At 73.5% G+C, this 17,624-nt stretch carries 9 protein-coding genes; 7 read left to right on the top strand and 2 right to left on the bottom strand.

What is annotated here, in order from left to right; genetic code table 11:
• Positions 1–65: 65 nt before the first annotated feature.
• The 7 genes from ACIQCZ_RS32175 (at position 66) to ACIQCZ_RS32145 (ending at position 14,574) form a co-directional block, all read left to right on the top strand.
• A complete protein-coding gene (locus ACIQCZ_RS32175) occupies positions 66–980 on the top strand; it encodes a serine protease (RefSeq protein ID WP_402287536.1) in 915 nt (304 codons plus the stop codon).
• Between the two features lie 704 nt (positions 981–1,684).
• A complete protein-coding gene (locus ACIQCZ_RS32170; RefSeq protein WP_402287534.1) occupies positions 1,685–2,551 on the top strand; it encodes a DUF4132 domain-containing protein in 867 nt (288 codons plus the stop codon).
• The gene (locus tag ACIQCZ_RS32165; protein WP_402287532.1) at positions 2,548–7,461 is read left to right on the top strand and encodes a DNA-binding protein; all 4,914 of its coding nucleotides are present in this window, start codon (positions 2,548–2,550) and stop codon (positions 7,459–7,461) included. Before ACIQCZ_RS32170 ends, ACIQCZ_RS32165 begins: the two co-directional genes overlap by 4 nt.
• Positions 7,462–7,614: 153 nt before the next feature.
• Positions 7,615–8,769: an AAA family ATPase gene (locus tag ACIQCZ_RS32160; RefSeq protein ID WP_351264568.1), complete on the top strand. Its 1,155-nt coding sequence runs from the start codon at positions 7,615–7,617 to the stop codon at positions 8,767–8,769.
• Complete coding sequence (locus tag ACIQCZ_RS32155) at positions 8,766–12,527, top strand: DUF5682 family protein (protein ID WP_402287530.1); 3,762 nt, start codon at positions 8,766–8,768, stop codon at positions 12,525–12,527. Before ACIQCZ_RS32160 ends, ACIQCZ_RS32155 begins: the two co-directional genes overlap by 4 nt.
• On the top strand, positions 12,524–14,395 hold the full coding sequence (locus tag ACIQCZ_RS32150) for a hypothetical protein (protein ID WP_402287528.1): 1,872 nt from the start codon (positions 12,524–12,526) through the stop codon (positions 14,393–14,395). Before ACIQCZ_RS32155 ends, ACIQCZ_RS32150 begins: the two co-directional genes overlap by 4 nt.
• Positions 14,392–14,574, top strand: coding sequence for a hypothetical protein (locus ACIQCZ_RS32145; RefSeq protein WP_402287526.1), 183 nt, complete (start codon positions 14,392–14,394; stop codon positions 14,572–14,574). Before ACIQCZ_RS32150 ends, ACIQCZ_RS32145 begins: the two co-directional genes overlap by 4 nt.
• 97 nt (positions 14,575–14,671) lie before the next feature.
• Here the strand turns inward: ACIQCZ_RS32145 and ACIQCZ_RS32140 are convergent, their stop codons facing one another.
• Both ACIQCZ_RS32140 and ACIQCZ_RS32135 read right to left on the bottom strand, forming a co-directional pair.
• Positions 14,672–16,195, bottom strand: a complete 1,524-nt coding sequence (locus tag ACIQCZ_RS32140) for an aldehyde dehydrogenase family protein (protein WP_402287524.1) — start codon at positions 16,193–16,195, stop codon at positions 14,672–14,674.
• 97 nt (positions 16,196–16,292) lie between these two features.
• On the bottom strand, positions 16,293–17,528 hold the full coding sequence (locus tag ACIQCZ_RS32135; protein ID WP_402287673.1) for a GAF domain-containing protein: 1,236 nt from the start codon (positions 17,526–17,528) through the stop codon (positions 16,293–16,295).
• Between the last annotated feature and the right edge of the window lie 96 nt (positions 17,529–17,624).

Below are 17,624 nucleotides of genomic sequence, written 5' to 3'. Positions count from 1 at the left end.
GGTCACCCTTCACCGTTCGGGGGCCACCGGGCTCCCGGATCGAACAGAGAGGACCGACCATCATCATGCGCAAGCCTCTCCTCGCCACCCTCGCCGCCATTGCCCTTGGTGCCGCCGTCTTGACAGGCGCAACGGGCACCGCAGCCGCAGCACCCAACCGAGTGAGCGGGGCGACCCCCACTGCTGCGTCGGCCGCCGCGCATCCTGACAGCGCGCTCGCCCCGGTGACGGCCTCCTCCTTCGCCGGTACCGTGGCGCTCAGTAACTGCTCAGGCTCCCTGATCCGCATGCCGAACTCGCAGGCGACGGACCCGGGGCTGGTCATGACGAACGGGCACTGCCTCGAAACCGGCTTCCCGAGCGCGGGCCAGGTCATCACCAACCAGCCCTCCACCCGCAGCTTCACGCTGCTCAATGCCTCGGCCGGCACCGCAGGAACGCTCAAGGCGAACAAAGTCGTCTACGCGACAATGACCGACACCGACGTCACGCTGTACCAACTGACCAAGACCTACGCCCAGATACAGCAGTCCACAGGAATCGCGCCGCTGACGCTGTCCGGGACCCACCCGGTGCAGGGGCACGCGATCGACGTGGTCTCCGGTTACTGGAAGCGGGTCTACTCCTGCTCCGTCGACGGATTTGCGTACCGTCTGAAGGAGGGCCAGTGGACATGGAAGGACGCCGTCCGCTACACCCCGGACTGCCAGGTCATCGGGGGCACATCGGGGTCCCCGGTCATCGACACCACGACAGGGCAGGTCACGGCGATCAACAACACCACCAACGAGAACGGCGAAAGCTGCACCCTTGACAATCCCTGCGAGGTATCTGAGCAGGGAGCCGTCACCATCCGCCAGGGAACCGGATACGCCCAGGAGACCTACGGCATTCCCGCCTGCTTCACGACGGGCAACAAGCTCAACCTGTCGGCCACAGGCTGCACGCTCGCGAAGCCGACAGCGTCAGCGGCACGCTGAGTTGACACCTGAGGGTGCAAGCAGCGCTCGTCCACGGGCGGTCGGGCCACCGCGCCGTGCGCAGCCGGCACACCGCCGGAAGGCGGCTGTTCCGGCTCAGTAGCGTCCCGCCACATCTTGTATGAGACGTGACCAACCATGCTGCAGCCCCTGACACCTCGGATCTCTGCCGATGTCTCCTTCCGGGCACAACGTGGGGCTGGTGGGGCACAGCGAGGATTCGGTGGTGTGCCCCACCAGCGTCAGTAGCCTGTCACGGCTTGGGAGCCGTGCAGGCCACGGTGCCTTGGACGCATCGGAGTGCGCGAAACGGGGGAGTCCACCCAGTATTGGTCCTTGTCCGGCACCCGGTACTCGGTCGAGAAGCTCGTCGAGCCGAACGCCCCACCCAGCGAGGTCGACGAGGATGCCGCCTGCGGGAGCGCAGACGTCGAAGACCTGATCGCCGCCATGCCGGACGACCGGACAAGCGCCCGGGCCGCTCCTACGTCGCCGACACCACGCACCGCCTCCGGCCGTCGGGTGCGATGCCCACCGTCCCTGGCAGCACGAAGATCCCTGCCAGGTCGTCGAGAGGGCAGCGCGGACCGACCTGCGTTGTCAGTGGCCCTCGTTAGTCTCCCTTCGTATCGCAGTTCAGGGGCTTTGTGGCCCATGGTTCGGGCTGCGCCGGCATCTGATGGACAGGCGGAGGGGCACAGCTGATGGCGTGGCTGACAGCGGGTGAGGGGTACGAGATCACCCTCGAGGATGGGCGTGTGGTCGCACGGCGCGCCGGGGGGCGGCAGTTGAAGGCGCTGCCGAAAATGTTGCGCGACAGTCCCGAGGTCGACCGGCTGAGGCAGTTGGCCGAGTGGCTGGACAGGCACGCCGCTTCGTGCGTGGCTCAGGTGGACGCCTGGATGGTGTCGTCACTTCCGGTTCCGACCGAGCTGATCGCGCGGGTGTGGCCGGACGAGGCGTGGCAGTCGGCGCTGCGTGACATGGCCGTCGTGGGTGACGATCCGGACGAGGTCGGCTTCCTGCGGGACGTCTCCGGCGACGGGGAGCTCAAGGTGGTCGACCTCGACGGTGAGACCGTGCGGCTTTCGCCGCGCACGGTGACGCTTCCCCACCCCGTGCTGCTGCCGGACCTGGACGACGTACGGGACTTCGCGGCCGACCTCGGCATCACCCAGAAGGTGGAGCAGATCCACCGGGCGACCTGGGCAAAGCCGGACGGGTCGGATGCCGGGCATCCGGAGACGGCGACGGAGATACGGGACTACGCGGGCGGGAAGTTCGCCTCGCGGTTCGGTCTCGCGGCGCGCGCCACGGGCCTCGGCTACCGGGTGTCCGGTGGCTACGCCACGTGCAAGGTGCGTGATGGGGGCCGCAGCACGCAGGCGTCGGTGTGGATCGGCGAGCCGTACTGGGACGGGGAGTCGGAGACCGGCGGGCTGAGCTGGCACGACGAGGACGGCCGCGCGGTGCGGCTGACCGAGGTCGGGCCGGTGGCCTGGTCCGAGGGGATGCGCATGGCCGCTGCGCTGTACGCCGGCCGCACGATCGAAAAGGGTGGGGACGCGTGACCAGGACGGGTGGAGACGACAACAAGGAGCTGCTCGCGGCAGGCGCGGTCCTCCCGGCCGACGCGCGGGGTGCGGGTCCTTCAGCGATCGAGCTGACCGCGCGGGCCTATCGCCACGCGGTGTTCGGCGAGGATCGGGTCGTCGTGCGGCTGGCCGCGGCCGAACTGGGCCCCGCCGAGGACCTCGCAGCCGGCTTCCTCGGTCTCGAGCCGCAGGGCGAGCCGGCCGTGGTAGGTCTCGGTCGGCGCCGGGAACTCGGCTTTCCCGAGTGGGTGCTGGTGCACCACCCCCAGGACGGGCACCACGCCCTGGCGGTCGTGCCGGAGCTGGACCGGCTGGCCCGGCAGGCCAGGACCAAGCCCAAGGCCGCCCTGGACGCCTGCCACGAGCTGGCCGGGCGGCTCGCCTCGGCCGTCCCGCACTTCCTGCCCGTCTTCTACGAGCAGGCCGCGCGGGTCTTCCTCGGCGTCGAGAACAGCACGTACGCCGGTCAGCTGTTCGGCCGTGCCCGCACGAGCGAGGCGCAACACGGGCTGACGGTCGACGAGGACCGGCTCGACGCCGTGTTCCTGGAGTTCGCCCTGGCCGGCGCGCTGCCGGTGAAGGTCCTGACCGGTTACGGCAAGGACCTGTCGACCCGGCTCGCACCCGTCGAGGCGTACGAGCGGTTCCGGCGGCTGTGTGTGCGCCGGACCGCCGGCGGCCTCGCGCCGTCCGCCCAGGCCGCGGTGGAGCTGAGGCGGCTCGCCCGCGCTGCGGCCATGTCCGGCAACGAGGCGGAGCAGGACTACCTCGCTGAGATCCTTCCGCTGCCGGCCACCTTGCGAGCCGCCGCCGGTTGGTGGAAGTCGCACCGCGCCGCGCTGGTCGCGCTGGCCCGGCGCGTTCCCTCCGTACGGGGCACGCTGCTGTCGATGATTCCGCCCGGCGACAGCGGGGAGATGACCGAGCTGTGGCTGGGGATCCTGGCGGAGTCGGGGGCCGACGCGGGTCTCGCTGACGCCGGCCTGCCGCAGGAGGAGCGGTGCTCCGACGGCGCGGCGGGCTGGCTGGAGCGTTTCCACAGTGCCCGGCATCGCGGTTGGGGGCCGCGCCCGACGCCGCCCGCCCTGCTGGAGCTGGTCGAGCGGGCGGCCGGCCGGCTGCGTGCCGATCTGGCGGCACGGCCCGAGGGCGAGCGGATACTGAGGATCGGTGTCGAGGACGTGAACCTGCTTGACCTCCTGCTCTCGCTGGAGATCGCGGTCGCCGACCCCGAGGAGAAGTCCGCCCACCACCAGCGCGGCAACGCCCTGAACCTGTCGGACTGGGCGCGTGGCGAGGAGCCGCGGGACCTGGTCGGACTGGCAGCCGACTCGCGCTTCCGGCCCGCCTTCGGGCGCGGGGCGAACAGCTACAACAACGCGTCCTCCGGTGCGGACGTGATGCGGCGGCTGGCCGCCTCGCCCGGCGGCCGCCCGATGCTCACCGAGTGGATGCGCGAGGTGGCCGCCTCGTCGGTGGCGGCCGGGCTGCCCGGACTGCCGAAGGCGATCGAGCGGCTTTCGTGGCTGCCCTCCGAGGCTCTCGTGCTCGCGCCGCAGGAGGTCGCGGCCGCGGCCGGTGCCGATCTCGGCGAAGCCGTGGCGCGCACGCTTCGGGGCGGTCTGTGGGAGGAACTGCGCTGGCCGGCATGGGAGGAGGCGCTGACGGAGCTGGCGCCGGGGCGCCACACCACCGAGGGTCTGACGGTCGTCGAGGCCTGGCCGTATCTGATCGTGGCCAACACGACGCAGGTGCGCGTCATCGACGCCGACTCCACCGTTCTCGTGCACGATCTGCGGGTGCCCACCACGAACGTGTGGCGGACGGGCTTCCACTACGTGGACGGTGAGCTGCTGGTGTTCTGGAGCACGTACGGTCGCGGCGAGCCGCAAGGCTACTGGCACACCGCGCCCGACACGGTGTTCGCTCTCGCCGGCGCCGACACCTGGGCCATGCGTTCGGATCACCCCAGCCTGCAACTGCCCGGCGGCGGCCGCACCACCGGCGGCGGGGTCCTCCACAGCGGCGACACGAAGCTGCCCGCAGAGCGCGCGCTGCTGTCCGACGGCACGTCGTACTGGGTGTGGCAGGACAAGGGCGGAGAGGACAAGGGCGGCTGGCTCGAGTACGACCCCGTGGGCGGCGCGTACGGCCGGCGCTCGCAGCCCGGTTTCCTCGCCGACGCGCTGCTGCGGCGCGCACCCGGGGCCGAGTTGGCGGCCGGCTCGTGCTGGCTGAGGCCCGCCCCGGCGGTGGCGGGCTCGGCCCAGGGGACGTCCGCGGACGGACTCCTCGGCTGGCGTGTCGTGCGCCTGCCCGACGGCAGCCACCACGGCGAGGACACCACCGGACGGGTCGTCACCCTTCCGAAGGGCGCCGACAGGCCGGTCGCCGCGCTGACGTTTCCCGGCGACGACCGGCCGCGGGCACTGACCCAGCAGTGGCGCGAGCTTTCGCTCAGCGACCCGGAGGGCATGGTCACGACGTCGACCCGGCGCGACCACCGCAACGAGCTGTACGGGACCGCGGCTCAGGCCCTGCCGCCGCTGCCGTACCTGCACATGCTGCGCCCGCGTGATCCGCAGGGGTCGGCGGCGCTGCGGGGCGCCGACTCGGAGTCGGCCGGCGTCCTGCTGAAGGCGGCCGTGCTCGCGGAGCGGGTGGCGGACCTGCCCGAGCTGGTGAGCGCCGCGCTGCCCCAGGTCTCGGCACCCGAGCTGATCGCCGGCGTGGTGAAGGTGCTGCGCTTCGCGGTGCGACAGCAGAAGGCGCTGGACGCCGTGGCCGCACGGCTCGACCCCGCCGCCGAGCCCACGGAGGTCCGGGGCCAGGGACCGAGCGACCACGTGCTTGCCCAGGCGCTGCACGGCATCGTCAATACCGACTACTACCGCTACGGCGCGGACACCGACGTGACTTGCCGTTACCTGGAGTCTTTGGCCTCCGCGCGCACGGACACCGCCGCCACGGCGCTGCCGGGCCGGCTGCACTTCGATCTGCCATCGCTGCCCTACTCGGGACTGCCGTTCGTCTCGCTCCTGGACGAGCCGGCCGCGATCGCCTACCGGACCGTCGCGCCCGGCAGCGACCCGGCACACCGGGCAGCCCTGCTCGAAGTCCTCGGCCGGGTGGACGCGCTGGGGCTGGCCTCGACGGCGGCCTCGGCCGGTCACTGGCGCCGGGTCCTGGTCCGCCTGGCGACGTCCCACCTGGACATGCCGGACGGCCAGCGGCGCAACGTCGCGCACCGCAGTGTGCTGCCCCTGGGCGGCGGAGCTGCGCTCGGCATCACCGAGCACAACTCCGGCGTCGACGACGGGTGGGAGTTCGGCGCGCTGCTCCACGACCCGAGCGGCCGTTTCGAGGTGCCCGGCCCCTACACCGTGAGCGGTGAAGCGCCGGTGGGCGACCGGGTGCGCGGCGCCGACTGGCTGACCGACTTCCTCGGGGAGGCGCGGTCCCATGAGGCGATGCCCTTCCTGCCGGAGGCCGCTGACGAGTTCAGCCGTCTCACCGGTGTGTCCCGGGCGCTGGCCCGGATCGTTCTCGCGGGCATGCCCGACGTGGACAGCTGGGAGAACAACTTCCTGCCGGCCGAACTGCGCAAGACGCTCGGGCTGAAGGTCGCCGAGGCGGGGCACGCCCGCGACGAACTGCGCGCGCTCCCGGTCGAGGTACGCCGGGCGCTGCTCGCGGCGCTCCTGCCCGACGACCCGGCACGGCTGTGGAACGAGGGCCCGGACGTGGCGTCGGCGGCAGCCGTGTGGAACGAGAAGGTGGGACGGCGCCGACAGGTGCCCGACTGGCTGGCGGTGGAGGCCGCGCGTGCCGTGAGCAGCGGCTGGCCCGTGCACCGGGCGCTCCTGGCGCTGCTGGAACCGGCGTCGTCGCCGGAGCTCGGCGTCGACGTGCCATGGCGCATCGAGGGCGATCACCCGGCGACGGCGTCCCCCGCCGATGCGCCGTTCACCTCGGCGGTGCTGGTCGGCTCGATGAGCCTGACGGCCTGGCTGGCCCACCGGCTGCCCGTCGGCGATCCGGTACGTGCGGCGCTGCCGAGTGCGCTGACCGCCGTGCGGCAGCGGCTTGCGGCACCCGAACTGCTGCTCTCCGCCGGGCACTACACGAGCCTTGCGGACTTCCGGAAGGTGGCCGGCGCCCCTACGGAGACGGCACCGGACCACGAGCGGTACGGCGCGGTGCTCATGGCCACGCAGGACGGCCAGCCCCAGCCGGCCGTACGGCCCGCCCTGCTGGACTCCACCGGCTCCGACCCATACCTGGTGGCACTGCGCGGCGCCGATCAGCAGCCGACCGGGGTCGAGGCGGCCCTGCGGCGGGCGCACGACCCGGCATTCGCACGGCTGCTGGCCGACCCGGGCGCACCTGCGGCCGGCGCGGCGGACGACGAGGGCCTGTGGTGGCCGCAGGATCCGTCCCGTTCGGTTCCCGAGCGAGTGGCCGAGGTCGCCGAGGCACGCGGTCTGACCGCCGACGCGGCGACGCTGTACCTGATGCTGCTGGCCATGCCCGACCCGACGGACCGCAACACCGCCCGATGGACGGGATGGAAGCCGGCCCGTCTCAAGGCGGCGCGGGCCGAACTGGCCGAGACCGACCTGGTGGTGTCGGCCGTACGGACCCGGGCGGGACGCTCGCTGTTCCTGCCGGGCGCCTGGGCGGAGCAGTCGGCGCCCGTCCTGCCCGTCGAGCAGTGGAAGCTGCCGATGTACGGGGTGGCCACGGGCGGCCGGCCGGTGCTGGGTGCCCTGGTACCGACCGAACCGGCCGCGGAGCTGTTCGCACGGGCCTGGCAGCGGATCCTCGACGGCGACCTCCCGCGCTTCGAGGAGCTGAAGGTGCGGCGTACGAGGCGCCGCCGCTGAGGCACCGTCACTGTGACGCCGCCGAACGGCACCTGAGCCGCCGCTGACCGGCCGCCCGTCGTCAGCGCGGCGCGGCGCCCCGCCCTCGGGTGCGCCGCGCCGGCCCCCCCGACCTGTACGCACACCTGTCGAACCATGACGAAGGAAACCCGCATGACCGTCACCGAACAGACCGCACCCGTCCGGCAGGGCCAGCCGGCCGAGGAGCGCCACGCCGCCGAACTCGCTTTCCTCGCTGCCCAGGACCCCGGGCCGCGGCCGCCCGGTTGGGCGCTCACTCCTCGCGCGGTGGTTACGTTCGTCTGCGGCAGCGACGGCGTGGAGCTGGCCCTGCCCCGGCGTCGCGCCGGTCTGCCGTCGAAGCTGGTGATCGCCCCGAAGTTCGTCGGCGAGCGCGCGTTGGTCGAACGCTGTGTGGTCACCCTCGCCGGAGAGCGCGGGCTGCTGCTCACCGGAGAGCCCGGTACGGCCAAGTCGATGCTGTCGGAGCTGCTCGCGGCCGCTGTCAGCGGGACCAGCGCCCTGACGGTGCAGGGCACGGCGGGCACCACCGAGGATGCGTTCCGCTACGGATGGAACTACGCCCTGCTGCTCGCCCAGGGCCCCTCCCCGCAGGCCCTGGTGGACTCCCCGGTCCTCGCCGCCATGCGGGCCGGACGGGTGGTGCGGGTCGAGGAGATCACCCGCTGCCTGCCCGAGGTTCAGGACGCCCTCGTCTCCATCCTGTCGGACCGGCGGATCAGCGTACCCGAGCTGACCTCCACCGAGGACGCGGTCGTCCGCGCCGCCCCCGGCTTCACCGTCATCGCCACCGCCAACCTGCGCGACCGGGGCGTCTCCGAGATGTCGGCCGCGCTGAAGCGCCGTTTCAACTTCGAGACCGTCGACCCGATCGCCGACGCCGACGCCGAGGCGGTCCTGATACGCCGCCAGGCTGTCGCCGCCGTGCAGCGGGCGGGCGCGGCCTTCGCCGTCGATGACGCCGTCCTCGACGCCCTCGTCACCGTCTTCCGCGATCTGCGCTCCGGACGCTCCAACGAGGGCTGGGACGTGGAGCGGCCGGGCACGGTCATGTCCACCGCCGAGGCCGTCCAGGTGGCGGCGTCGCTGGGGGTCGCGGCCGCCTACCTGCCCGGCGAGGACGTGCTCGACCTGCTGCCGGGACATCTGCTCGGCGTGGTCCGCAAGGACGACCCCGCCGACCACGCACGGCTGCTGGGCTACTGGGACGGCCCGGTGCGCCGCCGCGCCGAGAACGGCTCGGCGATGTGGCGCCGGCTCTGGGACCTGCGCGGGAGCCTGCGTTGACGACCGTCGATCCACGGACGGCAGTGGACGCACTGGCCGCATCGCGTGCGCCGTACCTGCTGGGAGTGCGCCACCACAGTCCGGCGCTGGCCGCGGTGGTACCCGCCCTGCTGGAAGAGGCGCGGGCCGAGGTGGTCTGCGTCGAGCTGCCGACCGACTTCCAGCCCTGGCTGGAACACCTGGCGGACCCCGAAACCGTCACCCCGGTCGCCCTGGCCGGGGCGGGCGAGGGAGGACAGCTTTCGTTCTACCCGTTCGCGGACTTCTCACCGGAGCTCGCCGCGGTCCGCTGGGCCAGAAGCCGCGGGGTGGAGGTCGTGTGCTGCGACCTTCCCCTCGGCGACCCGCGCTGGTCGGCGGGGGCACTCGGGCCGGTGCGCGAGCAGGACGGGAGCGAGGCCGTACGTCCGGAGGCCGATGCGCCCCTGGGGGCCACGGGTGCGCTCGACGCCAGTCCTGACCCTGCTCCCCGCGACGGGACGACGCGGGTGCGGCGCTCGTACGCCGAGGCGCTCGCCGCCGCCGGGACCGGCCGGGACGGTGACGATTTGTGGGACCGCGCGGTGGAGGTGCTGGCTCCGGGGTGCGCTCCGGACGCGGTGCGCCGAGCCGCACTGGGCGTGGGCTGGGCCCTGCGCGCCGACGCCGCCGTACCCGCCGCCGACCTGGCGCGGGAGGAACGGATGCGGCAGGTGATCGCCTCCGCCTCGGCGGACGGGCGCCAGGTGGCAGCCGTGGTCGGCGCGTTCCACGCACCCGCGCTTCTCGCGTCCACGGAGGCGGATGCCGGAGCGGATGCCGGGGCCGGGACGGCGGGTGTCTCCGGCGCTACGGGGCGGGCGGCCGTCCCGTCCGAGGCCGCGCCGCGCGGTGCGGGGCCCCGCACGTGGGGGCCCGGTACGGACGCGACAGGGGTTTGGGCGGCCGGCAGGGCCGGGGAAGACGGCGCCGCCGCGACCCAGGGCTCGGCGGTGACCTCCCTCGTGCCGTACTCCTTCGACCTGCTCGACTCCCGGTCCGGCTACCCGGCCGGAATCCGCGACCCGCTGTGGCAGCAGACGGTGCTCACCGCCGCCGGCGATCCGGAACGGATCCGGGAGGCGGCCGCCGACGCGGTGACCGGCCTGTGTCGAGAGATGCGCCGCAGCGGTCACACCGCAGGGACCGGCGAGGCCGCCGAGACGCTGCGCCTGGCCTGCGACCTGGCCGCCCTGCGCGGACTGCCCGCGCCCGGACGCGGCGAACTCCTGGAGGCCGTCACCACCGTCCTCGGCCAGGGCGAACCCCTCGGCCGGGGCCGGGCCCTGGCCCGCGCGCTGGAAGCCGTGTTCATCGGCACCGCACGCGGCCGGATCAGCCCGCACGCGCCCCGGTCCGGTCTCGGCCCCTCGGTCGAGGCCGAACTCGCGGAACTGCGGCTGCCCCGACCGGACGACCCCGACCGCCGCGACCTGCGCCTCGACCCGCTCCGTTCGCCGCTGGACGGTCGCCGAGAAGTGCTGCTCCAGCGGCTGTTGGTGATCGGCGCCTCGTACGGCGAACCCCTGGACGTGGCGAGCACGGGCGACGGCACCGCGCTCGGCACCAGGTGGCGTATGACGTGGACGCCGTCCGTGCCCGCGCGCCTCGACCTCGCGGGTGTGCGCGGGGTGACCGCGGCCCAGGCCGCCGCCGGCACGCTCGCCGCGACCGCGCGCCATGAGGCCGCCGAGGGCGGCCCCACCCCGGCCCAGATCCTCACCGGGCTGACCGCCGCCGCGCGCTGCTGCCTGCCCGAACTGGTCGACGCGCGCCTGCGCGAGGCCTCCGCCGTGCTGCCCGACAGCGCCGACCTGCCCGAGCTCCTCCAGGCCCTGGACCTGTTGGAGGGATTGCGGCGTGGCCACTACCCCGGCACGACGCAGGGCGCCCGCACGACGGCCGCCGCGCTCACGGAGGAACTCCTCGAGGCCGCGGTCCGGTCCCTGCCCGGCCTCGCCGGGAGCGACAGCGGCGCCGACGCCGGGGCGCTGGTGGCGCTGGCGGACAGGACGGCCGCCCGCCATCTGGGTCTGCGACTGGACCGGGCGCTCGCCGAGCTGGTCGCCGAGGGATCCCCGCTCATCCAGGGCGCGGCCCTGGCCGTACGCGTGCTGCTCGACCTGGACGACGCGGCCGGGCTGGGCGAGCGTGCGGCCGGCTGGATCGACGGGGCCACGGCTCCGGACACGCGCCGGGCGCTGGCGAAGCGCCTTGCCGGGCTGCTCACGGCCGCCGGACCCCTGCTCCAAGCGTCGCCGGACGCGCTCGGCCTGCTCATGGACCGGGTTGACGCGCTGGCCGACCAGGACTTCCTCGACCGGCTCCCGGCCCTGCGCGGCGGCTTCGACACGCTGGCCCCGGCCGCGCGCGACAGGCTGCTCACCACCGTGACGGAGCGGCTCGGCGACCGGCTCGACCTGTCGCTCGACGCCCCGCCCGAGCTGCTCGCCCTGTGGGCGGCCGCCGACGCGGCCGGATCGGCAGCGCTGAAGGCCATGGGGCTGCCGGGCGCGGACGCCGACGCGGGAACGGACCCGGGCCCGGACTCGGCCGACAAACCCCGTCCCGCATCCCCACCCGCAGCGAACAGCGCCGCCACGGACGACGCGGGCCGACGGCTCGGCCGTGCCGACCGCTGGCGGCTGCTGCTAGGGCGCCACAAGGATCGGCTCACCGGCGACGCGCGCCGCTACGCCCACGCCCTGGACGAGCTCTACGGCCGCGGGCGCGGCGAAGGCGCCCAGGACCTGGACAACAACACACCAGGTCAAGGCGGCGGTCAGGACCCGTCCTTCCCCACCGCGCGGGAGTGGGCGCAGGAGCTGGAGGCCCTCTTCGGCACCGACGTACGCGAGGAGGTCCTCGCGGAGGCCGCCGACGCGGGTCGCACCGATGTGCTCGCACAGCTCGATCCGGCGTCGGTACGCCCGTCCGTGGAGCTGCTCGGTTCGGTGCTGTCCCTGGCCGGAGGCATGCCCGAGGCTCAACTCGCCCGGCTGCGTCCGCTGGTGAAGCGGCTCGTCGACGAGCTGTCCCGGGAGCTGGCCACCCGCCTGCGCCCGGCGCTCACCGGTCTGGCCACCCCGCGCCCGACCCGACGGCCCGGCGGGCGCCTCGACCTCGCCCGTACCCTGCGGGCCAATCTCGCCCACACCCGCCGGACGGAGGACGGCCGGCTCGTCGTCGTACCGGAGCGCCCGCTGTTCAGCACGCGGGCGAGCAAGGAGGCGGACTGGCGCCTGGTCCTCGTCGTCGATGTCTCCGGCTCGATGGAGGCGTCGGTGATCTGGTCGGCGCTGACGGCCGCGGTCCTCGGCGGGGTTCCGACCCTGTCCACGCACTTTCTGGCCTTCTCCACGCAGGTGATCGACCTGACCGACCGGGTCGAGGATCCGCTGTCACTGCTGCTGGAGGTCCGGGTCGGCGGCGGTACACACATAGCGGCCGGTCTCGCGCACGCACGTTCGCTGATCACCGTGCCGAGCCGCACCCTCGTCGTCGTGGTCAGCGACTTCGAGGAGGGCGCACCGCTCGGCGGGCTGCTGGGTGAGGTGCGTGCCCTGGCGTCCTCCGGCGCCCACCTGCTGGGCTGCGCGGCGCTCGACGACACCGGCACGCCGCGCTACTCGGTGTCCGTGGCGCGCCGACTCGTCGCGGCCGGTATGCCGGTGGCCGCCCTCAGCCCGCTCGAACTCGCCCGCTGGGTGGGCGACCGCCTCCGTGGAGAACACCGTTGAGCAACGCACTCCTGCCTCCCGTCGCCCCTGACGTCCTCGCCGACGCCGTGGAGCAGCTCAGCGCACGGCTGCGCAAGAAACTCGACGCGGCGATCCCGGGTTGCGCCGACCAGGCCTCCGCCATGGCCGACGGGGCGGTCGAGGTCCACTTCGGCGAGGACACCACGGTCATGCTGCGCCCGGGCCCGTCCGGCGTGGTCACGAACGCGGAACAGGCCGTGTGCACCTGCCTGTTGGCCCCACGCTGCCTGCACCGGGCCGCGGTCCTGGGCGCGGCACCCATCGCCGACGGGGAGGGCGACGCGGGCGGGGGGCACGACTCGGGTACGAGTGAGGCCGCAGGCTCGGGCACAACATCCGACACGGGCGCGGCGCGCGAGGAGGCCGCGCCCGCTGCCCGCGCCGCCGACGTTGCGGCCACGGCGGTCGCGCCCGTCGGCCTCACCGCGGCGCAGGTCGTTGCCGGCACGGCGCTGTGGGAAGCCGCCGCCGAGGCCCTGTCCGCCGGCGTCACGGCGGGTGGCGCCGTGGTGCAGGCCGAGCTCCTGCGAGCCGCCCACACTGCGCGGCTGGCCGGGCTGCCGCGGGCCGAGGCGGCCGCGCTGCGAGTCGTACGGAGCCTGAGGGCCGCGCGGGAGCGGAGCGAGGGACAGGGTCTCGCCGACCTCACCGGAGCCTTCCGTGAGCTGCTGGCCGGCACCGCCCTGCTCGTCTCCGGGTCGGCCGACACGGAAGTGGCGGGTTCCACGCGCCGGCTCTACGAACAGGGCGGCAGCCTGCGGGTGTACGGCCTGTGCCGGGAGCCGGTGCTGTCCGCGACGGGGTACGGCGGAGTGACCACGCACCTGGTCGGTTCGGACGGCGCCGGCTACACCGTGTCCGACGTGCGCCCCGGTGGCCTCGCCCGCGTGAAGGGCGCGGGGTCCGCGTCCGTGGCGCTCGGCGGTGCCGTCCTCGACCACGCCGGTCTGGCGCGCGGGGGGCTGCGGATCGTCGGCGCCACCGTCTCCGCGGACGGGCGTCTCGGGGCAGGGCGGGGGGTAAGCGCTACGCCACTGCGCGGGGTGGACTGGTCCGAGGAACCCGCTGCCGCCCTCTTCACCCGACCGGTGCAGGAGGCGATGGCCGCCGTGCTCGCCGACGGCGCGCCCGAGACGGGCGGGCCCGGCAGCACGGCGCGGGGTCTGCTGGGCTGCGACGTCGAGGTGATCGGTGCGGCCGGCGACTCTGTCGTCGTCCGAGTCGCCGGTGAGGGACCGCTGCTGCGGCTCCGTCCCGCACACCCCCACCCGGAGTTGCCGCACGCCGCCAACCTGCGCCGGATCGCCGAACACCCGGGGCTCGCCCTGCGTGTGCTCGGCCGTCCCGACCTCGACCGGGCGGCGACGCTCCGGTCGCTGGCGGTCGGGCCGGTTCCGGGGGCGTCCGCCACGCTGCGGCTGCCGGAGGCGTGGATGGGCCGTGCCGACCTGGGCTACGACCGGCTCCAGGGCGAGCACTTCCCACGCGAAGCGGCGGGACCAGCGGCCTGCGGGCCGGTCGCCGCGGGCCCCGACCCGCTGGCGGAGGCACCGCTGTGGCGTGTCCGGCGCCTGCTGGAGACGGGCGTCGCGGGCGGTCGCCGTGCCGTGGCTGAGGCCGGCCGCGGGACGGATGCTGCCTCGCTCCTCGCCCGCCTGACCCGGGCGGAACTCGGCGGAGCGGCCCACCTCGCACGGGCCTTGACCACGGAGGCGGGCCGCCGCCCCCGCGACGCCTTCGGCCGCCTGGCCGACCCCTCGGCCGATGCCTACGCGAGGGCCTGGCTCGCCTCGGCCGTGCACCTGGCGGCCGCGGAACGTTCGCTGGTGGCCGCGTCCTGGTCGTGACCTGCCGCAGCCTCGACCTGCCGGGCCCGGACATCGCGTATCTGGCACGCGGCTTCGCCTGCAACGCGGTCGACGTGAAGGACGTGGAGGACGTGGAGCGGGAGTTCGTGGCCGCGCTGCGCGCGGACATGCCGACGGTCGTCGTCGTGCCGACCGCAGCAGGAAAGGCGATGTTGTGAGTCGGGGCTCGAGTATTTCGCCCTACTGCTTGATTGCGGGCGATGAAGGGCGCCCGGCTGGGAATTTCCCCAGCTCAGGCGCCCTTTTCCATGCCTTTTAGAAGAAGCCCAGCTTCTTCGGCGAGTAGCTCACCAGTAGATTCTTTGTCTGCTGGTAGTGCTCCAGCATCATCTTGTGGTTCTCGCGGCCGATCCCCGACTGCTTGTAGCCACCGAAGGCGGCGTGGGCCGGGTACGCGTGGTAGCAGTTCGTCCAGACCCTGCCTGCCTGGATGGCACGGCCGGCCCGGTACGCGGTGTTGATGTCGCGGGTCCACACGCCCGCGCCGAGCCCGTAGAGCGTGTCGTTCGCCGTTCTGATCGCGTCGTCGAAGTCCGAGAAGGATGTGACCGCCACGACCGGGCCGAAGATCTCCTCCTGGAAGACCCGCATCCGGTTGTCGCCCTCGAAGATGGTCGGCTGGACGTAGTAGCCGCCCGCCAGCTCCCCGTCGTACTCGATCCGCTGACCGCCCGTGAGGACCTTCGCCCCCTCCTGCTGGCCGATGTCCAGGTACGAGAGGATCTTCTGCAACTGGTCGTTGGAGGCCTGTGCCCCGATCATCGTGTCCGTGTCCAGCGGGTGCCCCGGCGCGATCTTCTCGGTGCGTGCGATGCCCGCCTCCAGGAATTCGCTGTAGTGGCCGCGCTGGATCAGTGCGCGTGACGGGCAGGTGCAGACCTCGCCCTGGTTGAGGGCGAACATGGTGAAGCCTTCGAGGGCCTTGTCGCGGAAGTCGTCGTCCGCGTTCCACACGTCGTCGAAGAAGATGTTGGGCGACTTGCCACCCAGTTCGAGCGTCACCGGCTTGATGTTCTCGGAGGCGTACTGCATGATCAGCCGCCCGGTCGTGGTCTCACCGGTGAAGGCGATCTTCGCGACGCGGGGGCTCGAGGCGAGTGGTTTGCCGGCCTCCGCGCCGAAGCCGTTGACGATGTTGACGACACCGGGCGGCAGGAGGTCGGCCACCAGCTTCAGCCATACGTGGATGGAGGCCGGGGTCTGTTCGGCCGGCTTGAGGACCACCGCGTTGCCCGCGGCGAGCGCCGGGGCCAGCTTCCAGGTCGCCATGAGGATGGGGAAGTTCCACGGGATGATCTGTGCGACGACGCCCAGCGGCTCGTGGAAGTGATAGGCGACCGTGTCGTCGTCGAGCTCGCTGAGCGACCCCTCCTGGGCGCGGAGCGCACCGGCGAAGTAGCGGAAGTGGTCGATGGCCAGGGGGATGTCGGCGGCGAGGGTCTCCCGCACCGGCTTGCCGTTGTCCCAGCTCTCCGCGACCGCCAGCTCCTCCAGGTGCGCCTCCATCCGGTCGGCGATCCTGTTCAGGACCGAGGCACGGTCTCCTGCCGCGGTGGCTCCCCAGGCAGGGGCCGCCGCGTGCGCCGCGTCCAGGGCCCGTTCGACGTCCTCGGCACTGCCACGGGCGATCTCGGTGAAGGGCCGGCCGTTGACGGGGCTGGGGTTCTCGAAGTACTGGCCACGGGCGGGCGGGACGTACGCGCCGCCGATCCAGTGGTCGTAGCGGGACTCGTACGTGACGATGGCGCCCTCGGTGCCCGGCGCAGCGTAACGGGTCATCTCTGTGGCCTTCCGGATCCGTGCCGTCCGCCCTTGGACGGCCCTTGGCGTGACGATAGACGGCGCCACGTTGCAACCCCGTTGCGGAGAAACGCGGCTATCGCTGCTCGGCGTCCAGTGCTCGCGCCCTGGCGAGGAGCGCGGGGCGCTGTCCTGCGGGCACGGCCGCCGCGAGCGCCCGCCAGGCCTGGAGGTCGTCCTCGCCCCAAGGACTGTACGCCCAGTCGGCCAGCAGGCCCGGGTCGGCGCGCGCGATCAGCGCCGCCCGCAGTTGTCCGTCGAGCCGGCCCCGCAGACGGACGACCGAGGGTGCCTGCGAGCCCGGCAGCAGCGGGCCCGTGTAGGCGCTGAGCGCCGCCGCGACCGCGCCGGACGCCAGCCTGCGCGCCACCATGTCGAAATCGGCGTCGACCGGGGCGGCGAGACGGTAGGGGCGGGAGGGCAGCAGCTCGGGGCCGAGCAGCCGCCGCAGCCGGGAGAGCTCGGCCCGCAGGGTCACCGGGGTCACCGACGAGTCCTCGTACAGCTCGACGAGGAGTTCGTCGCCACCCAGGCCCTCGGGATGGCGGGCCAGCGTCACCAGGATCTCACTGTGCCGTCTGCTGAGCCGGAACCTGCGGCCTCCCGCGACGAGCAGTGCCTCCTCCCGCCCGAGCGCACTGAGCTGGACGGTCCCGCCGTCGGGCGGGCGCGTCCGCAGCGCGAGTTGCGATTCGGCGGCGCGTGCCACCGCCTGCACGAACGCCAGGCTGTGCGGATGTGCCAGCCGGTCCCCACCGGTGATGTCCACGGCGCCCAGGACCCGCCCCGTGTGCGGGTCGTGGAGCGGTGCCGCCGCGCAGGTCCACTGCTGGACCGGTCGCAGGAAGTGCTCGGCGGCGAAGACCTGTACCGGCCGGTCCACGGCGATGGCCGTACCCGGTGCGTTCGTCCCGGCCACGGACTCGGCCCAGCAGGCGCCCTCCACGAAGTTCATCCGGTCCGCGGCCTGACGGGTCGACGTATGTCCTTCGACCCACAGCAGTCTGCCGTGCGCGTCGCACACCGCGAGGAGGTGTTCTCCGTCCATCGCGTACGCGCTCATCAGCTCACGGATCACCGGCATCGCGGGGGCCAGGGGATGCCCGTCCCGGTACGGCCCGAGATCGTCCGCGCCCAGCTCGACCAGGGCGACACCGTCCGGGCTGACCCGTGCCCGTGCCGAGCGCCGCCACGACTCGCCGACCACCGGTCGCACCGGCCGCTCCAGCCGTCCGGCCGTGGTGAACACCTCGTGCGCGTGCCGCAGTTGGCCGAGCCGTTCACCGGGGTCCGTATCGGCTGCCAGGGCCATCCAGGGGTCCGTCAACTCACTCTCCCGTCCAGGGGCGTCGTGCCCGTCCCATCGTGGCCGCAGTCGACGCCTGCGACAACCGGGGTGCGGGGAGTG

It is taken from the genome of Streptomyces sp. NPDC093149, from assembly GCF_044754145.1.
Lineage (GTDB): Bacteria > Actinomycetota > Actinomycetes > Streptomycetales > Streptomycetaceae > Streptomyces.
This window is presented reverse-complemented; position numbering and strand designations above follow the sequence as displayed.